This is a genomic window from Bradyrhizobium sp. USDA 4452, from assembly GCF_054063575.1.
This window is the reverse complement of the sequence record NZ_JBSSGK010000001.1, coordinates 3991476-4003719: the sequence shown is the minus strand read 5'-3', so window position 1 is coordinate 4003719 and position 12244 is coordinate 3991476. Positions and strand designations below refer to the sequence as shown.

Below are 12244 nucleotides of genomic sequence, written 5' to 3'. Positions count from 1 at the left end.
GGATTCGCCTGCTCTGGCAGCGACAACTTGTCGCGGTCAATTGACGACGGGATGACGCTTTCTTGCGAGTTCGATGACCCGCGGTCGGGGCTGACCGCCATCCGAGGATCGTTGGAATTACCCAGTTCGAGCTACGCGCCGGCGGGGCGACGCCGCGCAACGGCAAGCTCCTGCCGTTCAAGCACGGACATCGCGTCTCTGACGTCTTGCGCTGGACCGCGCGACACTGCCGGCTCTATGAGAGCATGAGGGGGAACGCACATGCCCAGCCTTTCTCGCAGGCCATTCCTGCAACTCGCGCTCGGCGCGGCGACGCTGCCGCTGGCATCGCCCGGCGCGTTCGCCGAAACCATCGCGCGCCCGGTCACCATGATCGTGCCGTTCGCCGCTGGCGGACCAACCGACGTGCTCGCGCGGATCCTCGCCGAATACATGCGCGATACGCTCGGCCATCCCGTGATCATCGAGAATGTCACGGGCGCCTCCGGCACGGTCGCGGGCCTGCGCGCCTCGCGCGCAGCGCCTGATGGCACCACGATCACGATCGGGCATTGGGGCACGCATTGCCTCAACGGCGCGATCTATCAGCTGCAATATGACGTGCGCGAATTCGCACCGATCGCGCTGATCGCGAGCGGGCCGCAGCTGATCATCGGTCGGCCCGATCTGCCGGCGAAGAATCTGAAAGAGCTGATTGCCTGGCTCAAGGGCAATGCCGGCAAGGCCGCCGCCGGCACCGCCGGTCCGGGTTCGGGGGCGCATGTCGCAGGCGTGTTCTTCCAGCAGCTGACGAACACGAACTTCTCCTTCGTGCCCTATCGCGGCGCCGGTCCTGCGCTGAACGATCTGATGGCCGGGCATATCGACATCATGTTCGACCAGGCCTCCAACTCGCTGCCGCAGGTGAAGAGCGGAACCGTGAAGGCGTATGCTGTGACCGCATCGTCGCGGCTCGCATCGGCCGCGGAGATTGCGACGGTCGACGAAGCCGGACTGCCGGGTCTCTATATTGCGTACTGGCACGGCATCTGGGCGCCGAAGGGCACGCCGGCCGATATCGTGTCTGTTCTGTCGAAGGCGGTGATGGCAGCGCTCGCCGAGCCCGTCGTCCGGCAACGCTTCGCCGAGCTCGGCCAGGAGATCCCGTCGCCGGACAGACAGACCCCCGTTGCGTTGCGCGAGCATCAGGCCGCCGAAGTCGACAAATGGTGGCCGATCGTCAAGTCGGCCAACATCAAGGCGGAATAGGTTCGGCTGCAACGTTGCATCAAGCCTGGATGCATCGCGATCGATGGTCATCCCATGCCCGACAGCGTCGTGAAGCAGATCGAGAAGACCTGGCTGCCGACGTGACGAGCTGAGCCGCACCATTTCGGATAGCTCGGTTGCGCGAAGCCGGCGTCGATTGACGCAGGCATTTCTTAGAGCGAGTGCTCCTCACGTTCGCGTCATTCCGACTATCTATATGAAATTGATGGGCTTTCAGGTCGTTGCCCGCTCTTGAAAAGCAGCCTCGCCGAATTATATGTCCATTTGAACATATTCTGGTGAACGATGGTTGGAACGAAGACAATGGCCGCGCTGCCCGCCTCCCGGCCCAAGGGACGCCGCAGCAAAGACATGCCCGACGGCCGTCAGGCGCTGCTGATCGCGGCGACCGAGGCCTTCGCGGCCCAGGGCTTCGACGGTGCCGACCTGCGCAGCGTCGCCGCGGCGGCGGGCGTCGCGCCGAATCTCGTGCGCGTTCATTTCGGCAACAAGGCTGCGCTGTGGGAGGCCTGCGTCGACCGCATCGTCGCGCTTGCGATGCCCGTAATGGCCGAGGTGCACGCGATCGCGGTCGACGCCAACAGACCGCTGGGCGATCGCCTGCGTGATCTCATCGTCCGCGTCGCCACGTTTTACGCCGCGCATCCGCAGGTCCGGAATTTCGTGGTGCGCCATGGCGCGGAGGCGCCCGAGCGCTCGACGCTGGTGACGGAAAAGCTGTTGCGCCCGGCCTATGAGAGCGCGCGCGAGCTGTTTCAGGCCGGCATCGCGGCCGGCATCATCCGCAGTAGCCATCCGGCGCTGTTCTTCGCGCTGCTCAACGCGGCGCTCAACCAGCCGCCGTCATTTCCGATGCTGCTCGGCCGGTTCGCGCCCGAGATCGATCCCGCGTCCGCGTGGACCAAGCTGATCGACACCACGATCGCAACGCTTCTGCACCTGCCGCCGTCGCAAGCCGGCGCCGAACCCGCTGCCGGCAACGGCCGCGCGCCGCTGTCGTGACAACCGTCACGACCGACACTTCAACCTGCCATCCAGAGAGTGATCCATGAAACTTCGTCTTGCCCTCGTGCTTCTCGCTGCAACCGTCGTGCCCGCCATGGCCCAGTCCGGACCGAACGAATCGATGCAGCGTCAGGCCTGCATGGGTGATGCGGTCCGCCTGTGCGGCGCCTACATTCCGGATCGCGGCCGCATCAGGGATTGCATGGCGGCGCAAGTCGAGCAGCTCAGTCCGTCCTGCCGCGCGGTGTTCGATGCATCGGTGCAGGCCGAGCGTGCACCGTCGGCTCGGCGTTAATTCGCGCCCGGTCTCGAAAAGCCTGCGTCGTCGATGCGACGGCGCAGTGCGAGCCGGCCGTCCGTTACGGCATGGCTGGCACCCGGCAGTTCCTGCACTGAAAGTCGCTGCCGCGCTCGTCGGTGAGAATTTCGAAATTCTCCGAAACGCGCAAGATCCGATTGCGAAACGGGGCTATCTCGGCAAGCTCGGCGCAGCCCGTGCGCCGGCACTTCGGACACCGCAAAATCTCGGTCCAGCTGGATTTGGACATGACGTGACCCCGCGAATGCGCCGGAAGGATAAGCGATCAGGTTTGCTGAAATTTGATCCAGCTCAAAAACCGGGTCTCGTCGCCCCGGCCTTCTCCCATCTTCACCAGACCGTTGCCAAACGGCCACCCGTCCCAAATCAGTGAAAACCCCGACGTCCGTTAACCTTTGATTAACCATGCGGTCCGATTGTTAACCATTCGACAAGACAACCGAGTCAGAGGCGATGGACGCAACTCCACAGGTGGCACGTCAGCAGGTCCGCATGCGCGGCCGTTCCTATGTTGCGTTCGTCTTCACGCCCGTCGTGCCGGTCGTGTCCTGGCTCGCCGAGATCGACGCGACATTGGCGAAGTCGCCGGGCTTCTTCACCGGCAAGCCTATCGTGCTCGACCTCTCGGCGGTCGACCTCAGCCAGGCCGCGATCGCGCATCTGGTCGGCAGCCTCGCTGAACGCAACATCCGCATCCTCGGCATCGAGGGCGTCGAGGAGGAGAAGCTCGGCGCCAATTTGCCGCCGCTCCTGACCGGCGGCCGCGCCTGCGCGATCACCCATGTCGAGCCGAAGACGCCGCCGGCGCAGGAAAAAGCCAAGGACAAGGACAAGACCAAGCTGCCGTCGCTGCTGCTGGAGAGCCCGGTCCGCTCCGGCCAGTCGATCGTGTTTGCCGAGGGCGACGTCACCGTGCTCGGCTCGGTCGGCTCCGGTGCCGAGATCGTCGCCGGTGGCTCGATCCATATCTACGGCACGCTGCGCGGCCGCGCGATGGCCGGCATCAACGGCAATTCGTCGGCGCGGATCTTCTGCCAGAGGATCGAGGCCGAACTGCTCGCCATCGACGGCTACTACCAGACCGCAGATGAAATCGCCGACAGCTTGCGCAACCGGCCCGCCCAGGCGTGGCTCGAGGGCGAGATGCTGCGCATCACAGCTTTGAACTGATCGACCACAAGGAGAGAGAGAATGGCCAAGGTATTGGTCGTGACGTCTGGGAAGGGCGGGGTCGGCAAGACGACCTCAACCGCTGCGCTCGGCGCAGCGCTCGCGCAAATGGGCCAGAACGTCGTCGTCATCGATTTCGACGTCGGCCTGCGTAACCTCGATTTGGTGATGGGCGCGGAACGGCGGGTCGTGTTCGACCTCATCAATGTCGTGCAGGGCGTCGCCAAGCTGCCGCAGGCCCTGATCCGCGACAAGCGGCTGGAAAATCTCTGGCTGCTGCCGGCGTCGCAGACCCGCGACAAGGACGCACTGACTGAAGAAGGCGTCAAGCGCGTGATCGCCGACCTCAAGACCAAGTTCGACTGGATCCTGTGCGACAGCCCGGCCGGCATCGAACGCGGCGCGACGCTCGCGATGCGCTATGCCGACGAGGCCATCATCGTCACCAATCCGGAAGTGTCGTCGGTGCGCGATTCCGACCGCATCATCGGCATGCTGGACTCCAAGACGGTCCGCGCCGAGCGCGGCGAGCGGGTCGAGAAGCATCTTTTGGTCACCCGCTACGATGCCGGCCGCGCCGCGCGCGGCGAGATGCTCTCGATCGACGATATCCTGGAAATCCTTGCCACACCGCTGCTCGGCATCGTCCCGGAAAGCCAGGACGTGCTGCGCGCCTCCAATGTCGGCTGCCCGGTCACGCTGAACGCTGCGAGCAGCGCGCCGGCGCGGGCCTATACCGACGCGGTGCGGCGCCTGATGGGCGAGGCGGTGGAGATGATCGTGCCGGTCGAACGCAAGGGGCTGATGGACCGGCTGCTGCGACGGAGGGCGGCATGATGAACGTAATGCGGCTGTTTGGCGGCCGCTCTGCATCGGCGCCCGTCGCGCGGGAGCGGCTGCAGATCCTGCTGTCGCACGAGCGCGGCCGGACCGGCACGCCGGACCTTCTGGAGATGCTCCGCTCGGAAATCCTGGGCGTGGTCTCCAAGCATATCGACGTCGACCCCGACAAGGTCGTGGTCAAGATGGATCGCGGCAAGTTCGTCTCGATGCTGGAAGTCGACATCGAGGTTCCCAATGGCGTGCAACGATCGAAGATGGTGGCGGCCACATGACGGCAGACAGCGACAGTCACATCGCCTGGCAGCGCGCGCAGCTCAAGAAGCTGCGTGCGGCGTTGAAGGCGATCGAGGTCGATCAGCTCGGCAAGGCCAATTGCGGCCGCGCGACGCAGATGACGATCGATGAACTGCAGCGCAAGATCGGCGAGTCCGGCCGCTGCATCGCCGAGTACGAGCGCCGCACCCGTCGCCCGCTGGCAACCGACCTCGGCAGCCTCGCCAGCGTCAGCTGGACCCACTGGAACGCCAACATGCCGATGGCCAAGTCGCCGCGCCATCGCGCGTAGCGGGCGTGCGCATCGCCAAAGTCACGTCGGTCGTAACGGCATCGGAAGTTTTACCTCTCCCCGCTGGGGAGAGGTGAGCCGAAGCCGCTGTGACCTACAGCAAAAACGCCAGCGCCGTCTCGCAACTATCCTCGACCTTGAGCGTGAGCAGCTCGTCGGCGCGGGTGCGGCCGAGATTGACCGCGGCGATCGGCAGGCCAAGCTGCTCCGCCATCCGGACGAAGCGAAACCCCGAATAGACCATCAGCGAGGAGCCGACGATCAGAAGAGCGTCGGCCTGCTCGAGATGCGCCTGCGCCGACGCGACGGTGTCGCGCGGAACGTTTTCGCCGAAGAACACCACGTCGGGCTTCAGCACGCCGCCGCAGGCCTCGCAGGCCGGCACCACGAAGGACGAAAAATCGTGCTCGAGATCGGCGTCGCCGTCGGGTGCGTCAGTGGCGTCGAGCAAGAGCCAGGCGGGATTCAGCCGCGCCAGCTCACCCTGAAATTGCTCGCGCGGCATCGTCGCGCCGCAGCCGAGGCAACGGACGACATCGAGCCGGCCGTGCAGGTCGATCACGCGCTGGCTGCCCGCCGCCTGGTGCAGGCGGTCGACATTCTGGGTCAGCAGCAACTCACAGCGGCCCTGCTGTTCGAGTTTGGCCAGTGCGCGATGCGCACCGTTCGGCGTTGCCCGGCCGAACCGCCGCCAGCCGACCATGCTGCGCGCCCAGTAGCGCTGCCGCGTCGCCGCCTCACCCAGGAATGCCTGGATCGTGACTGGCCGTGTCCGCTTCCAGTTGCCGTCGCTGTCGCGATAGTCGGGAATGCCGGAATTGGTGCTGCAGCCGGCCCCGGTCAGGACAAACAGGCGCTGGTGGCCGGCGACGAAATCCTCGAGGGCGGGGTGCTGCATGGCAGCACATCTAGTGTAGCGCGCAGCCTTGCGCCAGACCTGCTACGCCGCCGGCAGGATGCCGGCCTCAACGAGTCGGCAGGACGAAGACCTGGCCGGGATAGATCAAATTGGGATTGCGGATCTGCTGCGAGTTGGCCCGATAGATCACGGCGTAGCGCTGGCCGGCGCCCAATGCGCGCTGGCTGATTCGCCACAGACTGTCGCCGCGGACCACGGTGGCCGTGGTGATCTTCGGCACGATCACCGCGGAGGGTGAGCTCGCTTCAGACGCGGCGGGTATTGTCGCCGCCGCGAGCTGCGGCGTGGCTACGCCCGCGCGGGCGGACGACGCTCCCGGCGCCGGGATCGATGCGGTCGTCGTCATGTCCGGAACGTTGAACGGCACCTCGGCACGCGCGCGGACCTTGCCGGAGCCGGCGTCGACGTCGTCAAGCCTAATCCGATAATCGCCGGTCGTTACGCCCTTGTTGATCGTGACCGAGAGGTGCCCCGCCGCGTCGGCAGTCGCGGATGTGATCAAGGCGTCGTTGAGATAGAGCCTGACGGTCGCACCGGGAGTTGCCTGAGCGCTCACATGGAGTTTGCCGCCCGGTTCGGTCTCGACGGCCTCGACGGCCAGCTTCCCGGCCGCCGGCGTCGTGGCTGCGGGTTGCGACAGCACGCGGATCGGCTTGTCCGGCGCCATCAGCGCCACCATCGGCCGCTCCCTTGCCGCAGCCTCGAGCGCCACTGCCACGCTCTGTCTGGAGGTCACCTGCTTGCCGTCATGCGTGATGCGCAGGGTCAGGTCGTAGTTTCCCGGCGGAAGCGGGCGCGGCACCATCACGAACTGGCCGGACTTGTCCGCCACGGCGTGATCGTGCACCTCGCCATTGCGCAGCAATTCCACCGTCGCGCCGGGTAGCGCCCGGCCGGCGACAACCGTCTGACCGGTCGGCTCGATGCTCACGACGTCGAATTCCGGCACCGCGTTGCCGTCCGGTATTGGCGACGGTCCTGCCAACGCGTTGGCAAGGGCCGCGGTCTCGGTCTGTGCCTTTGTCAGCGCAGTCTTGTCCTGGCTTGCCGCGTCTTGGTCTCGCGCGGTAGCCACTGGCGCCGTCGCCATCAGGCGCGTGTTCGTGCCCAGGATCTGCTGGGTTTGGTGGATGCCGAAGATAAGCGCCGCAGTGCCGCCGGCCGCAAGTGCCAGTAACGGTATGGCCAGTCGCATCGCCGTGACGTTCATGACTGTCATCCCCGGATGAATCTACCCGCGCATCCGCGCACGACTCTGCAGCCTGTGGGAGGCGGAGAGATTGCGCCGGTTTGCGGTGTCCAGCAAGTCGGATGAAAGGATTACTTCTCCCGGCCAGCCCGCGGTTCACCGCGAGCGGCCCGTGCGATGGTTCACGCCGGCCTCAGAACTCCAGCGCCGCATTGTCCACCACCTCCTTCATCACGAAGAAGGTGCGGGTCTGTCGCACGCCGGGCAACGCGATCAGCTGGTCGCCGTGGATGCGGTTGAAATCCTCCATGTCGCCGGCCCGGATCTTGAGGAAGTAATCGAAGTCGCCGGCGACGAGGTGGCAGTCGAGCACGCATTTGAGTTTCGCCGCCGCCTGCTCGAAGCTCGCAAAGCTCTCCGGCGTAGAGCGGTCGAGCACGACGCCGACCATCACGAGCGTGCCCTTGCCGACCTTGCGCGGCGCCACCATGGCGCGGACGCCGCTGAGAAAGCCCTCGTCGAACAGCGCCTGGGTCCGGCGATGGCAGGTGGCGGGGCTGACGCCGACCTGGTCGGCCAACTCGGCGTTGCTGAGCCGGCCATTCTTTTGCAGCAATCTCAACATCTTGAGGTCGATGCGGTCGAGCCGAGCGGACATGGAAGAATCTCTCACGATTGGTCAATCTGGTGAGAGAAAAGATATCATCTGGGTCAGATCAGGCAATATTCGATAAGCACGGCGCCCGAGTTAGAGAGCACCTTTCGCGCTGGGAGTGATAGGTCTGACCGCGTTCCAGAGACACCAAAGAGGATGCCAGCATGCTGGAGAAGTTCGCGCGCTACCCGCTCACATTCGGGCCGACCGCCATCGAGAAGCTCGATCGGTTGTCGAAGCATCTCGGCGGCAAGGTGGAGCTCTATGCCAAGCGCGAGGATTGCAATTCGGGGCTCGCCTTCGGCGGCAACAAGCTGCGCAAGCTCGAATACATCATCCCGGACGCGATCGCCTCCAACGCCGACACGCTGGTCTCGATCGGCGGCGTGCAGTCGAACCACACCCGCATGGTTGCGGCCGTCGCGGCCAAGATCGGCATGAAGTGCCGCCTGGTGCAGGAAAGCTGGGTGCCGCATGAGGACGCAGTCTATGACCGCGTCGGCAACATCTTGCTCTCGCGCGTGATGGGCGCGGATGTTCGCCTGGTCGACGAAGGCTTCGACATCGGCATCCGCAAGAGCTGGGAGCAGGCGATCGAGGAGGTGAAGGCGGCGGGCGGCAAGCCCTACGCGATCCCGGCGGGCGCCTCCGTGCACAAATATGGCGGGCTCGGCTATGTCGGCTTTGCCGAAGAGGTGCGCGCGCAGGAGCGCCAGCTCGGCGTCAAGTTCGACTACATCATCGTCTGCACGGTGACCGGCTCGACCCATGCCGGCATGCTGGTCGGCTTCGCGGCCGACGGGCGCGCGCGCGCAACGTGATCGGCATTGATGGTTCTTTCACGCCCGCGCAAACCAAGGCGCAGGTGCTGTCGATCGCGCAGAACACCGCGAAGCTGGTCGAACTCGGCCGCGACATCGTCGAGGACGACGTCGTGCTGATCGAGGACTACGCCTATCCCGCCTACGGCGTGCCGTCGGAGGAGACCAAGGCGGCGATCCGCCTCAGCGCGCGGCTCGAGGGCATGATCACCGACCCGGTCTATGAGGGGAAGTCGATGCAGGGCATGATCAATCTGGTGCAGAAGGGCTTCTTCCCGGCCGGCTCGAAGGTGCTCTACGCCCATCTCGGCGGCGCTCCGGCGCTCAACGGCTACGCCTACGCGTTCAGGAACGGCTGAGGGAGGGCACGGGTCACGCTGCTCCAAACCTCCCCTTGAAAAGGGGAGGTCGCTTTGCTCGCCAGAGCAAAGCGGGTGGGGATCTGCAGCCTCCGCGCGCGGCGTCGCTTGCGGCTGACCCCCATCCCGTCCTTCCCCCTTTCAGGGGGAAGAAGACGGACCGGCAGCCCGGATTACGCTTCGCTTCATCCGGGCTACGCCCGGCCCACGTCAGGTCCGCGTCAGCTTGGCTCGATATTTTCCCGTCTTGCCGGGCGAGTCAGGAGACCTTCGCGTGAGGATGATGAATGCGGGCGGCCGGGCCATCGCCGCGCTCGGCGTCGGCATCGTCGGGGTGGGGCATTGGTTTTGGGCTTGCCAAAGCCATGGCCATACGGCGCGCGCTCGCCTGCTGGCGATGAACAGCGAGGTCGAGCTCTGTGCCGGCATTTTCCTGATCGGCGTCGGCGTGCATGCCTTCGCATCGTGGTGCTGGCGCAGCGATCCAAATCCGCCGGCGCAATCCTCGGCTCGGGAGCCGCAATAGCCGCAGCTTGCACGGCGGTCGGAATATGTCCGGGTTGACATCTTTGGAACGAAATAGGAACATGCCCGCTGTAACCAGAGGATGTGGCGATTGCCTCATTCGCAGCGGTATTGCGTGGCCGCTGGACAAAAGGCCAAGCCGCGCACCACTTGCGGATGAATTTCTCCGCCTCCTATAAAGGGTTGTGGCTGGGGAGTGCGTGTCATGAGAGTTGTGATCTGGGCGGCGGCCATTGCGGCCGCGTGGCTGTTTGCGTCTGCAACTCCATCGAGCGCCCGTGGTCCCTACGGCTCGATCACGGTCGGCAATTGGAAGGGCGGCGCCTTCACCGACGACAAGAGCGGAGCGTTCACGCATTGCTCGGCAGGGAGCACCTACCAGAGCGGTATCTTCTTCATGGTGGCGATCGGCAACAATGGCAGCTGGCGGCTGGGCTTGGCTCATGACAGCTGGCGTTTGACGCCAGGCGAAGCCTTTCCGCTTGCGCTGACCTTCGACGGCCAGCCCGCGTTCAATGTCTACGGCATGCCGCTCGGCGAGAAGCTCGTGAATGTCGAGATGCCGGTGAATTCGGCGCTGATCAATCAGTTCCGCAAGGCGCGCCAGATGACGGCGTTCGCGCAGGGACAATTGTTTCAGTTCAACCTCAATCAGACTGCGCAATTGCTGCCGGCGCTGCTCAACTGCGTCGTCTCGGTGAAGAAGAACGGCGTCGCCAACGCCGGCGAGTTCGCGGTCGCGACCAAGCCTGCGGCTGCGCCGCCGCAGCAGGCTGCAGCACCCAACGCGCCGCCGGCGAAGCAGGCGCGATCAGGAACCGGCACCGGCTTCGTCGTCAGCGATAGCGGCCATGTCGTCACCAACCATCATGTCATCGAAGGCTGCAGCGAGATCACGGGAAATCTGAGCGGCGCGGCAGCCGTCAAATTGCGCCTGGTGTCCGACGACGAGACCAACGATCTCGCGCTGCTGCAGGCGCCGTCCCCGTTCAAGGATGTCGCGAGCATCCGGCTGAACTCGATTCGGGTCGGCGACGGAGTCGTGGCGATCGGCTATCCTTATCATGGCCTGCTGACATCCGATTTCACCGTGACCACGGGCATCGTCTCGTCGCTGAGCGGCATCCTCAACGACACGCGTCATCTGCAGATCAGCGCGGCGGTACAGCCCGGCAACAGCGGCGGACCGCTGTTCGATCTCGGTGGCGCCGTAGTCGGCGTGGTGGCTGCGAAGCTGGACGCCGTCAGGATGGCGCGGGCCACAGGATCGATCCCGGAAAACATCAACTTCGCCATCAAGACCGGCGCGCTGCGCGACTTCCTCGACAACAGCGCGGTGATGTACCGGACCGCCGAATGGCGCGATGGAACCAAGAAGGAGACATCCGATATCGCCAAGGATGCGCGCGGCTACACCTTGTTGATCACCTGCACGGTGAACGAGCAGAGCGCGAAGAAGGGCAATTGAGGCTTCGGCTGCCGTCTCCCTATCTTACGGCGGGCGACGGCATGCGGCCGCAAGAGGTATCATTACACCTGCAATTCGCCGTCCAAGCGCCCGCCGGCTACTGTGCATGGGGTTGTTTTCGATATTTGGCAACGCGCCTGCCACGTACGGGGGCTCAACCGAGCCGCCGCAGCGTATGCACCGTGATCTCGGCCGGGCAGTTGAGCCGCACCGGCGCCAGGCTGGTGCCGGCGCCGGCCGAGGTGTAGCCGGCAAGTTCACCGAACCGCCAGGCGCCCCGGCCCATCCGGCGCGGCAGCCGCGCCTCCAGCTTGATCGCGATGCCGCCGGGCAGGCAGAGCTGGCCGCCATGGGTATGGCCGCTCAGCATCAGGTCGAAGCCGGCCGCCGCCGCTGCGCGATAGGATTCCGGCGTATGCGCAAGCAGGATCGAGAACGCATCGCGCGGGATCGCCGCGGCAGCCTTTGCAATGTCGTCGGTGCGATAGAAATGCGCATCGTCGATCCCGGCGAGATGGATGGTCGCGCCATCGCGTGTGATCGGCTCCTGTTCGTTGAACAGCATCCTGATGCCCATCGCCTCCAGCGCAGGCGTCATGCGGATGCTGTCGTGATTGCCGAGGATGCCATAGAGCGGCAGCTTGATCCGCGCGCACAGATCCCGCATCAGCGCGAGACTCGCCTCGAACGGGCCGAACGTCTTGCCGCGATAATCGCCGGTCAGGACGCAGATGTCGCAGGCGACATAGCGCACGATATCAGCCAGATGCCGCATCGCGCCCTGGCTGATATCGGCGTGGAGGTCGCTGATGTGCAGGATGGTGAAGCCCTCGAACGCCGCCGGCAGCCGCGTCGACGTCACCAGATTGCGCCGCACCTCGACCCGGTCGGCGTTGCGCCGCGCACGGCCGTGTAGGCCCACCAGCTTGAGCGCGGTCTCGACGACCCATGGCGCCAGCTTCCAGTTCTCAACATTGAATACGAGCGTGCCCTGGCCGAACAGCTGCTTCTCATGCGCAGCCTCGATTCCAAGCCGGCGCACGACGTGATCCGCGCCGATCCGCTCGACCAATCCCTGCAATGCCGTGTCGGCCATCGTCCCCCGTGCGGCCGCGATGCGACACGCGGGCCGGCGCG

Annotated in this window: 13 protein-coding genes and 2 pseudogenes; 10 read left to right on the top strand and 5 right to left on the bottom strand. The window is 65.3% G+C overall.

Translation table 11 applies throughout. The annotated features are described in order from the left end of the window. Nucleotides 1-261 precede the first annotated feature (261 nt). Nucleotides 262-1248, top strand: coding sequence for a tripartite tricarboxylate transporter substrate-binding protein (locus tag ACVISU_RS19270; protein WP_456707966.1), 987 nt, complete (start codon nucleotides 262-264; stop codon nucleotides 1246-1248). 47 nt (nucleotides 1249-1295) lie between these two features. Here the strand turns inward: ACVISU_RS19270 and ACVISU_RS19265 are convergent, their stop codons facing one another. Continuing rightward, nucleotides 1296-1418, bottom strand: a complete 123-nt coding sequence (locus tag ACVISU_RS19265; RefSeq protein ID WP_456707965.1) for a hypothetical protein — start codon at nucleotides 1416-1418, stop codon at nucleotides 1296-1298. Nucleotides 1419-1572: 154 nt separating this feature from the next. On the opposite strand from ACVISU_RS19265, the gene ACVISU_RS19260 reads away from it, so the two are divergent. The 6 genes from ACVISU_RS19260 to ACVISU_RS19235 all read left to right on the top strand — a co-directional run bounded on the left by ACVISU_RS19260 (nucleotide 1573) and on the right by ACVISU_RS19235 (nucleotide 5171). After that, entirely contained in the window at nucleotides 1573-2271 is a 699-nt protein-coding gene (locus tag ACVISU_RS19260) for a TetR/AcrR family transcriptional regulator (RefSeq protein WP_456707964.1), read from the top strand. A 46-nt stretch (nucleotides 2272-2317) separates the two neighbouring features. Beyond that, on the top strand, nucleotides 2318-2569 hold the full coding sequence (locus tag ACVISU_RS19255; RefSeq protein WP_050401793.1) for a hypothetical protein: 252 nt from the start codon (nucleotides 2318-2320) through the stop codon (nucleotides 2567-2569). 477 nt (nucleotides 2570-3046) lie between these two features. Next, a complete protein-coding gene (gene minC / locus ACVISU_RS19250) occupies nucleotides 3047-3763 on the top strand; it encodes a septum site-determining protein MinC (RefSeq protein WP_456707963.1) in 717 nt (238 codons plus the stop codon). Nucleotides 3764-3784: 21 nt separating this feature from the next. Beyond that, complete coding sequence (minD, locus tag ACVISU_RS19245; protein ID WP_456707962.1) at nucleotides 3785-4600, top strand: septum site-determining protein MinD; 816 nt, start codon at nucleotides 3785-3787, stop codon at nucleotides 4598-4600. Beyond that, nucleotides 4600-4878, top strand: coding sequence for a cell division topological specificity factor MinE (gene minE / locus ACVISU_RS19240; RefSeq protein ID WP_050401856.1), 279 nt, complete (start codon nucleotides 4600-4602; stop codon nucleotides 4876-4878). The genes minD and minE overlap by 1 nt, the downstream gene beginning before the upstream one ends. Continuing rightward, complete coding sequence (locus ACVISU_RS19235; protein WP_050401796.1) at nucleotides 4875-5171, top strand: hypothetical protein; 297 nt, start codon at nucleotides 4875-4877, stop codon at nucleotides 5169-5171. The genes minE and ACVISU_RS19235 overlap by 4 nt, the downstream gene beginning before the upstream one ends. 94 nt (nucleotides 5172-5265) lie before the next feature. On the opposite strand, the pseudogene ACVISU_RS19230 reads toward ACVISU_RS19235, so the two are convergent. The 3 genes and pseudogenes from ACVISU_RS19230 to ACVISU_RS19220 all read right to left on the bottom strand — a co-directional run. Beyond that, nucleotides 5266-6072: pseudogene (locus ACVISU_RS19230) on the bottom strand (NAD-dependent protein deacetylase); the annotation flags it as partial. Nucleotides 6073-6136: 64 nt separating this feature from the next. Next, a complete protein-coding gene (locus ACVISU_RS19225) occupies nucleotides 6137-7300 on the bottom strand; it encodes a LysM peptidoglycan-binding domain-containing protein (RefSeq protein ID WP_456707961.1) in 1164 nt (387 codons plus the stop codon). A gap of 172 nt (nucleotides 7301-7472) precedes the next feature. Then, on the bottom strand, nucleotides 7473-7937 hold the full coding sequence (locus tag ACVISU_RS19220) for an Lrp/AsnC family transcriptional regulator (RefSeq protein WP_050401799.1): 465 nt from the start codon (nucleotides 7935-7937) through the stop codon (nucleotides 7473-7475). Between the two features lie 161 nt (nucleotides 7938-8098). Between ACVISU_RS19220 and ACVISU_RS19215 the strand changes: the two are divergent. The 3 genes and pseudogenes from ACVISU_RS19215 to ACVISU_RS19205 all read left to right on the top strand — a co-directional run bounded on the left by ACVISU_RS19215 (nucleotide 8099) and on the right by ACVISU_RS19205 (nucleotide 11107). Then, a pseudogene (locus tag ACVISU_RS19215) lies at nucleotides 8099-9114 on the top strand (1-aminocyclopropane-1-carboxylate deaminase). Between the two features lie 280 nt (nucleotides 9115-9394). Further along, nucleotides 9395-9640 carry a hypothetical protein gene (locus tag ACVISU_RS19210; protein WP_456710858.1) on the top strand — a complete coding sequence of 82 codons (246 nt, stop codon included), beginning with the start codon at nucleotides 9395-9397 and terminating at the stop codon, nucleotides 9638-9640. Between the two features lie 204 nt (nucleotides 9641-9844). Further along, nucleotides 9845-11107, top strand: a complete 1263-nt coding sequence (locus ACVISU_RS19205) for a S1C family serine protease (RefSeq protein WP_456707960.1) — start codon at nucleotides 9845-9847, stop codon at nucleotides 11105-11107. 154 nt (nucleotides 11108-11261) lie between these two features. On the opposite strand, the gene ACVISU_RS19200 is transcribed toward ACVISU_RS19205, so the two are convergent. Further along, complete coding sequence (locus tag ACVISU_RS19200; protein ID WP_050401802.1) at nucleotides 11262-12203, bottom strand: metallophosphoesterase; 942 nt, start codon at nucleotides 12201-12203, stop codon at nucleotides 11262-11264. Nucleotides 12204-12244: the final 41 nt, after the last annotated feature.